Here is a 16,572-nt window from a genome sequence, read left to right as displayed (position 1 = left end):
GCATTCTAGAGCCAGCGCTTTATGAACGGCAGTCGATCCAAATCACGAAGTGAGATAAGACCAGCTAATAGGCTGATACCGAAATACAGGGCCATTCCTATCGCAGAGGCAAATAAAAATTGAATCCATTGTGCATCTGCAATGGGAATGGAGATGTATACATAATGCACGCCTGCTCCCATAATGATCATTGCACATAAGGTTTTAATGGTATCGGTTATTCGTAAGGATAATGAAATTAGACTGACCACACTGTACCCGTGCAGTAGAGTAACAAGAACGCTGTTCACAATAATGGCAATGATTGCGCCGTAGATTCCGTATTCAGGCTGTGAAGCTAATATAACAATCAGAATGATTTTGATTACTGCCCCAACAAGAGTATTGATGAGTGCCCTGCCCGGTCTGTCCATAGCTTGAAGCGCAGCTTGTAAGGGTGCTTGAACGTAGATGAACAAAGCGAAAGGGGCCATTAGTTTTAGCATAGGAGCGGTGTCCGGATTTCCGTATAACAAGTTGCATAGTGGGACTGCTAGGACATACATAAGAACAGCAAAGGGAGCGCCTGTTACAAGAGCGAGTCGAAGTGCTTGGTGCATTCGTTTGTGAATGGTAGGCAAGTCCTTTCTCGCGGCAGCCTCAGATAAGGATGGGACCAGTGACACAGCAAGGGAGGAGGTTAACGCTCCGGGAAGCAACAGTAAGGGAATAACCATTCCCTGTAGAGACCCATACTGCGCAGTCGCGGCGGCTGTTGCGATTCCAGCTAATGCAAGACTGCGAACGGTAATTATAGATTCCAGTAGATAGGAAAAGGAGCCCACCAGCCGGCTTGCCGTAACAGGAATAGACACACCTAGTAAACGCCGCAGTATGGGGGAAGTTGATTTTACAGCATCTGGATCAGAAGGAATAGTCTTCTGATCAACCTTGTGCTGCTCTTGAATGGGGGTTGTTTTTTTATCTTTTTTCGTGATGACATAATATTGCCACAGAATGGCTAACATTCCGCCAATCTCTCCCACAGTTACACCTAGCATTGCTCCTGCAGCTGCTAAAGCGATACCTTTGGGGAGCAGCAGCCAAGAGAACCACAGCATAAAAAATATTCGCACGATAGACTCGAAAACGGAAGAAAGTGCGGAAGGAATCATGTTCTGCCTACCTTGAAAATAACCGCGGTATACCGCAGATACAGCAACAATTCCAATCATTGGGATCATGGCAATAAAAGTATAATACACTCTGTGGTCTGTTAAGAGCACATTGGAGACCCATGAAGCACTGACCAGCGCAACAATGGTAAAGAAGATTCCTAGTCCGACACTAAGAGTAAGGCCAGTCCGTAAAATTTGCCGCGATTTCTCAGGACGGTTCTCTCCCTCTGCCTCCGCCACCATTTTAGCAATAGCTAGGGGAAGTCCGCCTGTAATAACCGTAACCAGCACGATAAAGAATGGATACGCGAGCTGATATAGACCCACGCCTTCTGCTCCAATGATGCGTGGCAAAGCAATTCGGGGTATAAATCCAAGCATTCGATTAATGATGCCGGCGGCAAGCAAGATTAAAGTTCCTTGTATAAAGCTCTGTTTCCTCAAAGGTCACGCCTTCTTCCCCAAATGAAATGAAACGCTGGCCAACTTGTCTATTCTTATGGATATGCTATACCCCTATCCCGGCATGCCTTGTTTTAGTAGTTGTAACTTTTTGTGACGGAAGGAGGAAAGCAGAGAACTTGGGTCGAATACCTATGGTAAGCATACGAACACGAGCGATCTTTGGAGGTGTCATCACGTGGAATCGGAACAGTGGAATCATGATCAACATAGTGAAGAAATCGAAGCCATGTGCCGCAGCAAAGCTGAAGAATTCCGGCTCCTCGGCTATGAGTATGTAACCAGCAAGGATATTTGGGATTGTATCAGTCGTAATTATGATAAGGATGGAATGCCTCCCTTGCATAAGCTGGTAAATGATATTTATTCCTTAAAAGCCAATAGTTACATGACTTATTTGACTCTTGCAGCCTATCGGGGGTTGAACTGAACAATAAACATCTCTCTTCTTTTTTTGCGAAAAGCCTTATAAAGCAGTAAAGTAAGAGAATAATAACTTCACAGCTCCTATATAAACGGATGTCTTGCTGATATGAGCAGGGACGGCCGTTTCTTTGTGTGAGTATAGCTATGTCTATGCTGTGAATTGACGGTCATTTCACGTGTAGCTATAATAGGAATATTGAGTTAATGAAAGGGGAACTAGCTAGAGCATGAAGAGACTAATGGGCTTTATTATTACCGTGCTCGTTTTGACAGGCGTCATGGCATTTACTACTCCTGGACTGCTGGACAAGGTTAGACTTGGTCTTGACCTAAAAGGCGGATTTGAGATTTTGTACCATGCTGAGCCTATGGAAGCGGGAGCAGCGTTGTCCCGAGCTTCACTGTTGAAAACAGCAGAAAGTTTGGAAAAACGGGCCAATGCGCTGGGAACCAGTGAACCAGAGGTTACAACTGAAGGTACTGACCGTATTCGTCTGAAAATTGCGGGCGTTACTGATGAGGCCGAGGTTCGCAAGAAGATGAAGGAGCCTGCAGTTCTGACTTTCCGTAGTGCTGCTGAAGGTGACGCTGAAGGTACTTACAGCAAGATCGAACTAGTAGGTAGTGATTTTGTTGAAGGTGCGGCAGAGGTTGGACGGGATAACCTGAATCAGCCAATCATCAGTATTAAGATCAAGGACAAGGATAAATTTGCGGAGATTACTAAGCGCCTATTAGGTAAGAATCTCGCAATTTATTTGGATGAGAACAAACTATCTGACCCTACGGTACAAGCAGTACTTACCGACGGTAGTGCGTCTATTTCCGGTCAGTACACAGTTAAGGAAGCACGTGAGCTGGCTGACACCATTAATCTTGGTGCGTTGCCACTGAAACTTACTGAGAAATACTCCCAAAGTGTGGGTGCTACGCTTGGTAAACAATCGCTTGATCAAACGATCAAAGCAGGTCTACTGGGTTCTTTAATTATCCTTATTTTCATGATCGGTATGTATCGTTTGCCAGGTCTCTTGGCTAGTTTTGCACTGATCTTGCATACATGGCTGCTAATTGTGGTCTTTGTATTTGCAGACTTCACATTGACGTTGCCTGGTATAGCCGCATTTATTCTGGGTATAGGGATGGCAGTCGATGCCAATATCATTACGAATGAACGGATAAGGGAAGAAATGCGCAGTGGTAAAAGTGTACTTTCCTCCGTTAAAGCAGGTAATAAATCCTCTTTCCGGACAGTAATGGACTCCAATGTCACAACTGTTATTGTGGCAGGTGTCATGTTCGCCTTCGGTACAGGTGCAGTCAAAGGCTTCGCATTGGTGCTGATCGTGGAAATCGTTCTGAGTATCGCTACGAATCTTTATTTCTCCCACTGGTTGCTTAGCCAGCTTGTTAAGGCCGGTAAGCTGAACAAACCGAAGAGCTTCGGTGTTAAGGAGAGTGATATTCGTGCGCTTTAAGAAAGAGCTTGATTTCATACATTTAAGTAAATTTTTCTATGTTTTTTCCATCGCGCTTACAGTAGCGGGTTTGATTTTCCTAGCAACATTTGGATTGAATTACAGCGTTGATTTCAAAGCGGGATCTAATGTTGATATCTCTTTGTCTAAGAATTTGACATTGGAAGAGGTTAATTCTGCTATTGAAAAAACTGGGATTTCAAGTGAGCCAAGCATTACGTTAGGAAGTGAACGGGTCAACGTTCGTTATGATCAAGTGCTTGATGAACAACAAGATGAAGCACTAAAGTCTGAAATCTTGAAACTGGACGATAAGGCGTCGTTTGAGATTAACACCGTAGATACTGAAATGTCTAAAGAACTTGCACGCAATGCGATCTATGCGGTTCTCATTTCTTGTCTAGGGATTATCATTTATGTAAGTATTCGTTTTGAATGGCGGTTTGCATTGGCAGCTATCGTTTCATTGATCCATGATGCCTTTATGGTCGTTGCCATCTTCTCCATCTTCCGTTTGGAAGTGGATTTGACGTTTATTATCGCGGTGCTTACGATTATCGGTTATTCCATCAATGATACGATCGTTATCTTTGACCGTATCCGTGAGAATTTACGTTTTGGTAAACAAAAAACCTATGAAGATTTAAAAGAGCTTGTGAATAAGAGTGTGGCTCAAACTCTTATGCGTTCTCTGTATACAGCATTTACCGTATTTATTGCGGCGTTCTGCCTGTTAATTCTTGGAGGCGAGTCCATCAAGATGTTCTCGCTTGCGATGGTTATCGGATTGCTATTCGGAGCGTACTCCTCTATCTTTATTGCAAGTCCGATCTGGCTATTGCTTAAGAAGCGTGAGAAGCCTAAGGTAAAGAGCGGCCCAGCTAAAGGTTAATGTCTCAAGAGAAATAACATGGCTACACTTGAATGAAAAAAACATCAACTTTATAATTTAAGAAAGCCGCGTCAAATGCGACGCGGCTTTCGAAATCTTTGGGGTAGTATGTCATGTATATTGTATCATCATGAGATTACTTGCTAGTGGTAAGGGGGGCCTCGTATGAATAAAGAACGATCACCGCAAAGCAAGACGGTTGCTTGGACAGGGATCATCAGCGATGTTACTTTGGCAGTAGCTAAGGGGAGTTTTGGCTATATTTCAGGTAGCAAGGCATTAATGGGCGATGCTTTATATTCTGGAGCAGATGCGGCAGCCAAATTGGCGGATATTCTTCCGTGGCGCTCTGAAGAGAACAGAAAGAGTAAGCAACGGATAGAAAACCGCCGGGGAAATAAGGAACCACTTTTAGCTATACTTTTTTCGGTATTAATCCTTATGGGGGGGCTGCAGATCGCCTTTTCTGCAATCCGTGACTTAACTGAGGGACAGTCATCCACTCGCGGAGAACTTGCACTTGTAACTGTCTTGCTATCTATTGTATTTAAAGAAGCTGTATTTCAATATCAATATCGGTACTTTAAAAAAATAGGTGATGGCAGTCATGCTGCTTATGCCAATAGTCATCGTTTCAGTTTGTATACTTCTATCACAGTATTAGTTGGGATTTCATTATCAATGGGGGGTACCTATTGGCATCCTCTACTCTATATGGACCCTATTGCCGCACTTTTAACAGGATGCTTAATTCTTCGTAAAGGCTATTTACTCATTGTTAATACTGTTAGTGTTAAGAATGCGCAGGAGCTACCTTCTGAGGAGGCAGCTAATTTTATTGAAACCGTACAACGTGTTCACGGCGTTATTCGTGTAGAACATTTGAAGGCGCTCGAGCAAGGGAATTATGTGAATCTGCAAGTGAAGATCAGTGTAAATCCGCGTATTACGGTGATGGAAGCACAGGATATTTCAGAATGCGCAAGAAAGTTGCTACAGCACAGGTTTGTTCATGTTGGTGAGGTACATATGGACGTAGTTCCTTATGATCCCGGTTATCCATACAAAAGTAATTATGAATTGGTGGATAATGATATTCCGACGCTGCTTCAGTAGTTCGCAAGGTGAGAGAAAGGTGAGCGCTATTGCTTTATTCAAAAACAAGATGGCAATCTCCGGCAGCCGATCCCGACATTGTAAGGGATATGGCCCGGAGCCTTTCTATTTCTCCGCTCTTATCCTCACTATTAGTGACTAGAGGAATGAATACGCCACATGAGGCTCTGTCGTTCATGGATGGCGGTGTGGAAGCTCCGCATGATCCGTTCCTTTTAAAAGGAATGTCTGAAGCGGTTCCCAGAATTAGAAAGGCTTTAAAAGAAGAAGAACATATCCTTATTTACGGCGATTACGACGCCGATGGTGTGTCCAGTACAGCGTTAATGATTCATTTACTGCGTTACTTGGGCGCTTCCTTTGATATTTATATCCCGCACCGTTCTAATGAGGGCTACGGGCTGCATAATCATGCTTTGGATTGGGCTTTACAGCAGGGTGTATCCTTAATCATTACTGTAGATACTGGCATTAGCGCCTATCATCAGATTGCTTACGCTAATGAACTTGGGATCGATGTGATTGTTACGGATCACCATGAGCCACCAGAGCTTCTCCCTGAGGCTTATACGTTGATTAATCCGAAGCTGCCCGACTGTCCCTACCCGTTCAAAGGATTGGCAGGTGTAGGTGTAGCTTATAAGCTCGCCCAGGCTATGCTAGGAGAGCAAACTCCCGAAGAATGGGCAGAAATAGCTGCTATCGGTACTGTAGCGGATTTAATGCCGCTGCTGGGTGAGAATCGCGAGATTGTTCGAAACGGTTTGGTCAGTATGCGAAATTCTCGATTCCCAGGTATCCGTGCTTTACTCGGTGTCAGCGGGGTAACCATGAGTACTGTGAGTGCGGTTAATATCGCTTTTGGAATGGCTCCTCGTATTAATGCGAGTGGTCGTCTGGATCATGCTGGACGGGCGGTCGCCTTGCTTACAACCGAGCATGCTGATGAGGCGGAGCAACTGGCTGGGGAGCTTGATCTGCTAAATAAAGAACGCCAATTGGTCGTAGAAAGAATTGTAGTGGAGGCCACTGCAAAACTGGAGCAGATGACTCAGGGTGGAGAGATACCAGATATCATTGTCCTTGCTGGAGAAGGCTGGAACGTGGGTGTGGTAGGTATAGTGGCTTCCAAACTGCTGGAGCGTTACTATCGACCTGTAATTATTCTGGATATTCATCCGGAGACCGGCATGTGCAAGGGCTCTGCCCGCTCTATTCCTGGACTTGATATATATGCGGCGTTATCCTCTTGTTCTAACTTGATGGATCATTTCGGTGGTCATCCGGCAGCTGCGGGAATGAGCCTGCATCAGGACGGCTTAGAAGCCTTCGCTGCGGCATTAAATGAATACGCTGCTACTGTGTTGACACCGGAGCATTTCATTCCTGTTACTTCTGCTGATGCAGAAGTGTCGATTTCCGATTTGTCCCTTCAGACCGCGCTTGAATTGGAAAGGCTTGCACCTTTCGGGATGTCAAATCCATTACCAAAGTTTATTATTCGTGGGGCTACGGTGAAAGAGACGCGCACGATGGGGCAAGAAGGAAAACACTTGAAGATCGTATTGCAACAGGGGAAGAGCACAATCGAAGCCTTAGCTTTTGGTAAAGGGGATTTGGCTAAGCTGCTCCCTGTGGGCACCCCGATCAATGTGCTGGCTGAACTGTCGATCAACGAGTGGAATGGCTCTAGGAAACCACAGCTGATGCTACAGGATTTATCTGTTCAGGATGCTCAGTTATTTGATCTTCGTGGCGCTGCTGACGCTGTGCGGCAAGCTGCGCATATTAGAGAGCTGCTGCTTCCTTACAGCGGTGATGGCCCATATCGTGCCGCAGCAGTGTTTCAGAGCGGTCGTATGTCCCCACAGACTGAACTGATAGGAATGTCCTTTTGGGTATATGATAAAGAAGTTGGTATCAGTGCCGCTAATAAGGATGACTCAATTCAAGCATCAGGGCATGTCTCACTTTTATGTCTACTGGATATGCCTGAGACTCCTGAACAACTAGACGCGTTACTAAAGGCTTTTCCTAATGCTGATAATATCGCACTATTGCATTCTATAAAGGACGGGCGAGAACGACTCATCATTCCGACACGGGATCATTTTAAAATACTTTATAAACTGCTGGCTTCGATCACTGCTGTTGCAACGCCTGAACATGAAGTGCTGCTGCGGCTAAGTCGACAATCCTCATTAAGTATTCGAATGCTCAATAATATGTTAGATGTGTTTGAGGAGCTTGAGTTTATAGAAAGAAGTCAGGGAAGTGTAACCTTTATTACGCAGCCTACAGCTAAAAGCCTGACAGCATCAACTCATTTTGTTAGACTTGGGCAGATAGCAGAAATGGAGCAGTACTTCATGGAAGGTAGCTTATCTGAGCTACAGGATTGGATGTTATCACGCCGTTTAGGCGTATCATAATTACGAAGTAAGTTTTGCCCGAACCGAACACAAAGTAGCATATGCTAACAAAACAAAGCAGACGCTTACGAAGTGAGTTTTGTCGAACCGAACTCAAAGTAGCTTATGCTAAACAAAACTTTTAGGAGATGAAAAATTTGGATTTTAAAGATAGTATTCGCGTGATTCCTGATTTCCCAAAAGAAGGTATTAGTTTTAAAGATATCACTACTTTGCTAAAAGACGGTGATGCATATCGTCAGGCGATTGATGCCCTGAAAGCTCTTGTATCCCATTTAGAAATCGACGTAATCGCTGGACCGGAAGCACGTGGTTTTGTAGTTGGCGCACCTCTTGCTTATGCATTGGGCGTAGGTTTTGTGCCGATTCGTAAGAGTGGAAAACTGCCATATGAGACTATTGAGGTTGGATATGATCTTGAATATGGTAAAGACACACTTGCTGTTCACACGGATGCCATTAAGCCTGGACAAAATGTATTGATTGCTGATGATTTGTTAGCAACAGGAGGTACTATAGCTACTTCGGTTAGCCTTGTGGAGCAGCTTGGCGGTAAAGTGGTAGGCGCAGCTTTTCTGATTGAATTGGTTGAGCTTGCTGGACGTAATAAGCTTTCTGGAATTGAAGTTATTACATTAGTTGATTACGAAGATTAATACGATAAACTTGTCTTTTCCCGGGAAATAAATGGGGATTTATGTATCGAATGATGTTGAAAAGTGCAAACAGCAATTCGCTGTCATTACTAGCAGAGGGTTGCTGTTTTGTATTTTTTGGTTAAAAGAAATATAAAAAAAGACTGCTCAATCCATAAAATGGATCTGGAGCAGTCTTTTTGAATTATTAATTCATAAATAAATTAGTGAGCAGCTTTATCGCTTTCTCCACCTTCATTAGACAGTCCAAGAACTTCAATGAGTTTGAAGAATAGGGCTAGAACGATACCAACAATCGTAGCTAGAGCCATACCACTGAGTTTTACGCTACCCATAGTAAGGGTTGTACCACTAATTCCTACAACAAGCACCAACGTAGCCATAATCATGTTAGTAGCTTTGGAAAAATCAACTTTTTGCTCAACGAAGATTCGTAGACCGGATGCGGCAATTACACCGAACAACAGTAGTGATACACCACCCATTACAGGTGTTGGGATGTTAGCGATAACGGAGGAGAAAGTTCCGGAGAACGATAGCAGAATTGCAATCACTGCTGCGCCACCGATCACATATACAGAATAAACTTTAGTTAATGCCATAACCCCGATATTTTCACCGTAGGTTGTATTTGGAGTAGAACCGATAAAACCGGAGATAATTGTAGATATCCCGTTACCCATCAGGGAGCGGTCAAGTCCAGGGTCTTTAGCCAGATCTCTGCCAACAATATTGCTGGTTACAAGTAAGTGTCCAATATGTTCAACGATTACTACTAGCGATACTGGGATGATAGTCAGGATTACATTCCAATCGAAGGATGGAGTAACAATGGTAGGGTGCGCTAAAAAATTCGCATTAGATATTGCAGCCGTATCCACCATTTTCATAATATAAGCTAAACCATAACCAGTTACGATACCGATGAGGATGTGAATGATTTTTGGGAAACCGCGGAAGAGTACAGCTCCAATGACAGTTACGCCCAGTGTCACCATAGAAAGCGTGATTGCTTTGCCATCTGGCGTCCAGTCTGCAACTGCAACACCTTCAGGAGCAATAAGTCCTGCCATCCGCGCGGCAACAGGCACAAGTTCAAGTCCGATCGTTGCTACGATAGCTCCCATTACTGCTGGAGGGAAGACAACATCGATCCATTTTGTTCCTGCATAACGGATGATCAAAGCAACGAGCACAAAGATAACACCAGTGATGATGAAAGCGCCCAAAGCAAGCGAGTACCCTTTCATATGATCATCTTTATGATCGGCAAGCACTGATAATACGGGTGCGATAAATGCAAAGCTGGAGCCAAGGTAGGCAGGTATTTTACCACGGCAAATCCAAATGTATAGCAGTGTGCCGATACCGTTCATCAGCAAAATCATGCCAGGGTCAACCCCGAACAAGTTAGGCACCAGCACTGTACTGCCAAACATGGCGAACAAATGCTGTAGGCTTAATAGAAAACCGGGGCCCCAAGGAAGTTTTTCATTAACTTGAATCTCGCGTTGCAATGGAGTTCACTCCTCTTTCTTAATGGATATGATGTTGTCCAGCGAAAATCCGCCTTTACTAGATTAAATAGAACTGGGCTTTTTTACAACAACATTTTCACAAGTGTTATAAATTTGTCCGATTTTCATAACTTTTACTTCTTGAATACCATGAGACGGCAAGTGTTGACGTAATCCTTCGTAAGCGTCATAATTATAGACAACTTTGAACAAGAGCGTAAGTTGCTTGCGAAATGATTGGAACCTGCAGATTTTAGAATGATTGCGGGTTCATTTTATTATAGAAAGGAAACGGATACGACGAGAATGGGCATAGAGCGATTAATTGATAAGGCTGGCGCCTATATAAAAGATAAAGATCTTCTCCGCATCCGGGAAGCTTATGAATTTGCCGATCAGGCTCATCACGGGCAGATCCGCAAGTCGGGGGAGCCATACATTCTGCATCCGCTGGCGGTGGCAGATATTGTCGTCAATATGCAAATGGATGTTATATCTATTGTTGCGGCGCTTTTGCATGATGTTGTGGAAGATACGACGGTCTCATTGGAACAAATCCGCGCGAAATTTGGCGATACCTGTGCGATGCTTGTCGATGGCTTAACTAAGCTGGAACGCATCCGTTTTCGCTCAAAGGAAGAGCAGCAGAACGAAAATTACCGTAAGATGTTTATTGCGATGGCGCAGGATATCCGGGTCATTGTTATTAAACTAGCGGATCGGCTGCATAATATGCGTACGTTAAAGTATCAATCTGAAGAAAGCCAGCGTCGTATTTCTTACGAAACGTTGGAGATTTTCTGTCCTGTGGCTGATCGTCTGGGGATTTCCGCGATTAAGTGGGAGATGGAGGATATTGCGCTTCGTTACTTGAATCCGCAGCAGTATTATCGCATTGCTAATCTGGTGCATAAGAAGCGGGCAGAACGTGAGCAATTTATCGACAGCGTAATTGGCCGTATTCGTGCCAAGCTGGATGAAATGGGCATTGAAGGTGACCTTTCCGGTCGTCCGAAGCATATCTACAGTGTCTATAACAAAATGAGTACGAAAAACAAACAGTTTAATGAGATCTATGACCTGCTGGCCATCCGTATCATTGTGGATAATATCAAGGATTGTTATGCAACCCTCGGAATTATTCATACCCTTTGGAAGCCAATGCCAGGTCGATTCAAAGATTATATAGCTATGCCCAAAGCTAATATGTATCAATCTTTGCATACTACAGTGGTAGGTCCTGGCGGAGAGCCAACCGAAGTGCAAATTCGTACTTGGGAAATGCATCGCACGGCTGAATTCGGGATAGCAGCACACTGGGCATACAAAGAAGGAACCAGCAATAATGTGAATCCGGAGAATCGGATGCCTTTTTTTCGCGAAATATTGGAGCTGCAGCATGAGGCCAAGGATGCCGAAGAGTTCGTAAAATCACTCAAAATGGATTTTTTCTCGGATCTCGTGTTCGTGTTTACGCCTAAAGGCGAGGTTATTGAGCTTCCTGCGGGTTCTGTGCCGCTTGATTTCGCTTTCCGTATTCATACGGAAGTGGGTAATCGCACGATTGGTTCTAAGGTGAACGGGCGGATCGTACCGCTGGATCACAAGCTGAAGACGGGCGATATTGTAGAGATACTGACATCGAAGCATTCGTACGGACCAAGCCGCGACTGGCTCAAGATTGCTCAATCCTCACATGCGCGAAGCAAAATTAAGCAATGGTTCAAAAAAGAAAAACGTGAGGAAAATGTCGAAAAAGGTCGCGAAGCGATTGAACGTGAGCTGAAGCGTCTGAATGTCGAGGTTTCTGAGTGGATTTCTGATGACAAACTATTAGAAGCGGCGAAGAAATTTGCTTTTAACGATGTAGAGGATATGTTATCTGCCGTTGGATTTGGAGGGATTACCGCTTCGCAGATTGCTTCCCGTCTGACGGAGAAGCTGCGTAAAGAGCAGGAAGAAGCTGCTAATCATTTAGAGCTGACTTCAGAGATGAAGGAGATCAAGTCTTCCGGCGAAAAACGTAATCAACCGACCAATGGTGTTAGTGTAAAGGGAATTGAAAATTTACTTGTCCGTTTTGCACGATGTTGTAATCCGGTGCCAGGTGACGACATTGTAGGGTATGTTACACGGGGCCGGGGTGTATCTGTACATCGCCAGGATTGTCCTAATATTCCGGGTGAAGGCGACGGAGAAGAAGCAGCAAGGGTGATTGAAGTGGAATGGGAAGGTACGATGGAAGCAAACTACAGTGTGGATATTGAGATTACAGGTCATGATCGTAATGGACTACTCAATGAAGTGCTGCAGGCGGTTTCCGAGAGTAAAACGAACATTTCTGCAGTCACTGGGCGTTCTGACAAGAATAAAATGGCAATGATTCACATGACCATTCTCATCCGTAACACGGAGCATCTGCAATCCGTTGTAGATAAAGTGAAACGAGTCAAGGATGTATATACAGTGAATCGGATCATGCAATAAGGCAAGGAGCGGAGTAGTACGATGAGAGTTGTAGTACAGCGTTGTAAGGACGCCAAAGTAACCGTGGATGAGACAGTGACCGGTGAGATTGGCAAAGGCTTGATGCTGTTAGTTGGCGTTACGCATGAGGATACAGAAAAGGATGCCAAATATTTGGCGGATAAAATAGCAGGACTGCGTATTTTTGAAGATGATGCTGGTAAAATGAACTACAGTGTCACGGAGACCGAGGGAGCGATTCTTTCAGTATCCCAGTTTACTTTATACGGGGATTGTCGTAAGGGGAGACGGCCGAATTTCATGGGAGCAGCAGCTCCTGCGGAGGCCGAGCGACTTTATGATTACTTTAACCAAGAGCTTAGAGCTGGAGGCCTTCAGGTGGAGACGGGTGTATTTGGAGCGATGATGGATGTGTCGCTGACCAATTGGGGCCCGGTTACTCTCATTTTAGATAGTCGCAGTTAATGAAAAAAAGATGTCGAAAATTGCTTCTATCGGAGCTAACTTTCGACATCTTTTTTATTGTGGATGAGCAGTGAGTGAGAATCTTGCGCGGATAGAGCCCCTTGGAGCTGGATAAACTAAAGGTAGACAGTTATCCCGCACGATGCAAGGAGCTTAGGCAATGAGACAATCACAGAAGGCATGGGTATGGAGAAGTATCCCGGCAATAGCGACTGGGAGTCCTGTAGAAGCCTATGCATTAGCGAGAAAGACAGAAGAAATTGAATCTCAAGTGATCAAAGGAAGAAGCCGTAATCTCTTACCGCGTACCTGAAAGGGGTGGGAGAGGCGGCTTTTTGATGCGGTTAACGGGGAATATTTTCTGATTAGAGGTTAGAAATCATTGTGATAAGGGTAATAGACGACAAGAAAGATCAATAAGTACCTATTCATATGCACAAGCAGAGAGGAGAACTTATTACATGAGTAATGTTGCATTTTTACTAGCTAATGATTTTGAAGATACTGAGATGAAGGTTCCTTACGATGAAGTTATAAAGGCAGGACATCAAGCTGACATTATTGGTTTAAAGAAGGGTGAGACCTTACTGGGCAAAAAGAAGGAGGTCTCCTACGCAGCCGATAAAGCTATAGCCGACGTTCAAGCTGGTGATTATGACGCGATTGTTATTCCAGGGGGCTCTTCCCCAGAAAATTTACGGCAAAATGCAGATATTTTAAAGTTTGTGAAAGAAGCAAACGATGCTGGTAAGCCTATCGCTTCTATTTGCCACGGACCCCAAATTCTGATCAGTGCAGACTTGCTTAAAGGACGTACCATCACCTGTTATCCTCCGCTGAAAGATGATGTTGTGAACGCCGGTGCGGAGTTTAAAGATGAAGAAGTGGTAGTTGATCGTAATTACATTACTTCGCGCACTCCAAAAGATGAGCCTGCCTTCGTTCGTGAAATTTTGAAGGTCCTGAAATAGTAATTTTATAACACTGAGTCTTATAATCTAAGGAGGTAATGGTAATGACCAGAAAAATCCAAGCATATTTTAGAACGGAAAATGAAGCAGAAGGTGCTAAAATAGCATTGATTAGTTACAAGGTGGATGGCTTGGAGGTATGGCCACTCACAGACCCTATTGGGGAAGATCGTAGAATTTTGTTCCCAATAGCGCCATTTAGTAATACAACGTTAGCGGCAGGCACAGTAGGGACGCTTGGAACGGGTAGCACTCCGGCTGCTGGAGCTATGCTGGCCCCTGGTGTTGCTGCTTCCGAAACGCGGGATGAACCTGAGACCCATTATAGCGTGGATGAAGATCAGATTAGTGCGGATGTAGCAGATGGAGAGCTCGAAGATGGTGATTTAAGTGAGCTTCGTTATGTGATGGACCTAAGCGTCGCAGAAGAGAACTATAATGAGGTTGTGGAAACCCTTCGGGGCAAAGGGGCATTTGTAGAGCAATTCGATTAACAACAATCTATTAAAATAAACCGCTTTCATGAATGTAATATAATCGTAATATTACATACATGTTTCCTTAATATAGCGTGTTTATAATAAAGGCATGACCCCCTTTTTAATAATATATGATGATGGACCTGCAGCATTTGGCTGCAGGTCATTTTTTTTGTAACGGTTAAAATGAAAGGGAAGAAGTTGAAAGTTGTCGAATTTTTTATTCAGCTTCGCATTTCCTGCCTTGACTTTAGCGCAGTAGTTCAGTAGAATTTAAAAATATACGATTTTAACATATGGTTTTGATGACGGGAACAAGTAATTCGAGGACCCACAACCCCAGAGAGGAATCCCCTGTAGATTCAGATGACATCCATTAGAATGGATGATTTATCGATTCGGCTTGGCTGCAAGGATTCTGTTGATGAGCGAATGAATGACCTCCCCGAGAACGTACGGCGAAAGTGGGCAATGCATATTGCCGCGATTAGTAGCCGTTATGCGTAGGCGGGCGTTAACCGCTTTGAGCGGATTCAGAATGGTTCTGATCCGGAATGTGGGTGGTACCACGGGTGTATTATTGGTTATGATAATCCCTCGTCCCTGTTTTTTATAAACAGGGCGGGGGATTTTTTGTTTTGTTTAGCATGATGAAGTGATGAAGAGAGCAGATTTAGAGGGGTATTTTTTAGGAGGGATAGACTGTGGCTAAAGAAAGATTCGAGAAACCAACAGGAACGCAGGATGTGCTTCCGGGAGCTGTGGAGAAATGGCAGTATATTGAGGGGAAGGCTAGAGATTTATGCCGTCGTTTCAATTACCGTGAAATCCGTACACCGATGTTCGAGCACACGGGGTTATTCGAGCGTGGAGTAGGCGAAACGACGGATATTGTAGAAGGCGAGATGTACACGTTCAAGGATAAAGGCGATCGTGATCTGGCGCTGCGTCCAGAAGGAACGGCTGGTGTCGTTAGAGCTTATGTTCAGAACAAGCTATATGGTGAACCTGATGTAAGTAAGCTGTATTATATCGGACCTATGTTCCGTTATGAGCGTCCACAGGCAGGTAGATATCGTCAATTCCATCAATTTGGTATTGAGGCTTTTGGAGCTGTGGATCCGGCTATTGATGCGGAAGTAGTCTCCTTAGGCTATCAATTCTATAAGGATCTTGGCCTTAAGGATGTAAGAGTGGAGATCAATTCTGTTGGTAACGCACCTAGCCGTACAGCTTACCGGGAGAAACTATTGGGTTTCTTAAGACCAATGAAGGATACCCTTTGCAGTGACTGTCAGCGTCGTATTGAGCGTAATCCGCTTCGCGTGCTGGATTGTAAGGTAGATCAAGATAAATTTACAGATGCGCCTTCCATTTTGGATAGTCTGGATGAAGAGTGCACGACTCATTTTGAGAAGGTGAAGATGCATCTTGATATCATGGGTGTGGAATTCACCATTAACCCTCGCCTTGTAAGAGGACTAGATTATTACACGCATACAGCGTTTGAATATAAAGCAGCAGGTATTGGTTCGATTGATACCGTGGGCGGCGGAGGCCGGTACAACGGCTTGGTTGAAGAAATTGGTGGACCGGATCAACCGGGTATTGGTTTTGGGATTGGGCTGGAACGAATTCTCCTCATTTTGGAGGATCAGAAGGTAGAGCTGGAGACAGCGAAACCGCTGGATGTGTACTTCGTAGCTCTCGGTGAAGAAGCTGATATCGAAATCTCTAAGCAGCTATATATTCTGCGTAGCCAAGGCTTCTCAGCAGAACGCGACTACCTAGGCCGGAAGATGAAGGCACAGATGAAATCGGCAGACCGTATGTCGGCACGTTATACTGCGATTCTTGGTGAAGATGAGTTGAAGAATGGTGTAATTACCGTGAAGTCGATGAATACTGGGGAGCAGCGCACCGTGAAGCTGGAAGAGCTGGGTCAGGCACTAGTTTAGACCATCTGACTCACGTCTTATGGTGACTGTATAGAGAAAGATTAAAAATGTATTTTTAACCATGAAGGGGAATGAT

The 16,572-nt window shown here is 44.4% G+C and carries 15 protein-coding genes; 13 read left to right on the top strand and 2 right to left on the bottom strand.

What is annotated here, in order from left to right:
* Positions 1-5: 5 nt before the first annotated feature.
* Positions 6-1,601, bottom strand: a complete 1,596-nt coding sequence (gene spoVB / locus QNH28_RS23230) for a stage V sporulation protein B (protein ID WP_283908734.1) — start codon at positions 1,599-1,601, stop codon at positions 6-8.
* 196 nt (positions 1,602-1,797) lie between these two features.
* Here spoVB and QNH28_RS23225 point away from each other — a divergent pair, with 196 nt between their 5' ends.
* The 6 genes from QNH28_RS23225 (at position 1,798) to QNH28_RS23200 (ending at position 8,619) form a co-directional block, all read left to right on the top strand.
* On the top strand, positions 1,798-2,049 hold the full coding sequence (locus QNH28_RS23225) for a post-transcriptional regulator (protein ID WP_042191115.1): 252 nt from the start codon (positions 1,798-1,800) through the stop codon (positions 2,047-2,049).
* A 223-nt stretch (positions 2,050-2,272) separates the two neighbouring features.
* On the top strand, positions 2,273-3,523 hold the full coding sequence (gene secD / locus QNH28_RS23220; RefSeq protein WP_283908733.1) for a protein translocase subunit SecD: 1,251 nt from the start codon (positions 2,273-2,275) through the stop codon (positions 3,521-3,523).
* A complete protein-coding gene (gene secF / locus QNH28_RS23215; RefSeq protein WP_283908732.1) occupies positions 3,513-4,415 on the top strand; it encodes a protein translocase subunit SecF in 903 nt (300 codons plus the stop codon). The genes secD and secF overlap by 11 nt, the downstream gene beginning before the upstream one ends.
* A 165-nt stretch (positions 4,416-4,580) precedes the next feature.
* Entirely contained in the window at positions 4,581-5,531 is a 951-nt protein-coding gene (locus QNH28_RS23210; RefSeq protein ID WP_283908731.1) for a cation diffusion facilitator family transporter, read from the top strand.
* Between the two features lie 29 nt (positions 5,532-5,560).
* Complete coding sequence (recJ, locus tag QNH28_RS23205; RefSeq protein ID WP_283908730.1) at positions 5,561-7,963, top strand: single-stranded-DNA-specific exonuclease RecJ; 2,403 nt, start codon at positions 5,561-5,563, stop codon at positions 7,961-7,963.
* Positions 7,964-8,100: 137 nt separating this feature from the next.
* Positions 8,101-8,619, top strand: coding sequence for an adenine phosphoribosyltransferase (locus QNH28_RS23200; protein WP_283908729.1), 519 nt, complete (start codon positions 8,101-8,103; stop codon positions 8,617-8,619).
* Positions 8,620-8,822: 203 nt separating this feature from the next.
* Here the strand turns inward: QNH28_RS23200 and uraA are convergent, their stop codons facing one another.
* Positions 8,823-10,136, bottom strand: coding sequence for a uracil permease (gene uraA, locus QNH28_RS23195; protein ID WP_042191101.1), 1,314 nt, complete (start codon positions 10,134-10,136; stop codon positions 8,823-8,825).
* A 306-nt stretch (positions 10,137-10,442) separates the two neighbouring features.
* Here uraA and QNH28_RS23190 point away from each other — a divergent pair, with 306 nt between their 5' ends.
* From QNH28_RS23190 to hisS, 7 genes are all read left to right on the top strand, one after another.
* On the top strand, positions 10,443-12,623 hold the full coding sequence (locus tag QNH28_RS23190) for a RelA/SpoT family protein (protein ID WP_149647662.1): 2,181 nt from the start codon (positions 10,443-10,445) through the stop codon (positions 12,621-12,623).
* Between the two features lie 21 nt (positions 12,624-12,644).
* A complete protein-coding gene (dtd, locus tag QNH28_RS23185; protein ID WP_094873663.1) occupies positions 12,645-13,088 on the top strand; it encodes a D-aminoacyl-tRNA deacylase in 444 nt (147 codons plus the stop codon).
* 160 nt (positions 13,089-13,248) lie between these two features.
* Positions 13,249-13,401, top strand: coding sequence for a hypothetical protein (locus tag QNH28_RS23180; RefSeq protein ID WP_283908728.1), 153 nt, complete (start codon positions 13,249-13,251; stop codon positions 13,399-13,401).
* A gap of 148 nt (positions 13,402-13,549) precedes the next feature.
* Entirely contained in the window at positions 13,550-14,059 is a 510-nt protein-coding gene (locus QNH28_RS23175) for a type 1 glutamine amidotransferase domain-containing protein (RefSeq protein ID WP_283908727.1), read from the top strand.
* 44 nt (positions 14,060-14,103) lie between these two features.
* Positions 14,104-14,553: a hypothetical protein gene (locus tag QNH28_RS23170; protein ID WP_283908726.1), complete on the top strand. Its 450-nt coding sequence runs from the start codon at positions 14,104-14,106 to the stop codon at positions 14,551-14,553.
* Positions 14,554-14,904: 351 nt separating this feature from the next.
* Positions 14,905-15,045, top strand: coding sequence for a hypothetical protein (locus tag QNH28_RS23165; RefSeq protein ID WP_283908725.1), 141 nt, complete (start codon positions 14,905-14,907; stop codon positions 15,043-15,045).
* A 197-nt stretch (positions 15,046-15,242) separates the two neighbouring features.
* Positions 15,243-16,496: a histidine--tRNA ligase gene (hisS, locus tag QNH28_RS23160; protein ID WP_283908724.1), complete on the top strand. Its 1,254-nt coding sequence runs from the start codon at positions 15,243-15,245 to the stop codon at positions 16,494-16,496.
* The last annotated feature ends 76 nt before the right edge of the window (positions 16,497-16,572 follow it).

This window comes from Paenibacillus sp. G2S3, assembly GCF_030123105.1.
Taxonomy (GTDB): domain Bacteria; phylum Bacillota; class Bacilli; order Paenibacillales; family Paenibacillaceae; genus Paenibacillus_AQ.
The sequence above is the reverse complement of the archived record's forward strand: the minus strand, read 5'-3'. Positions and strand labels throughout refer to the sequence as shown.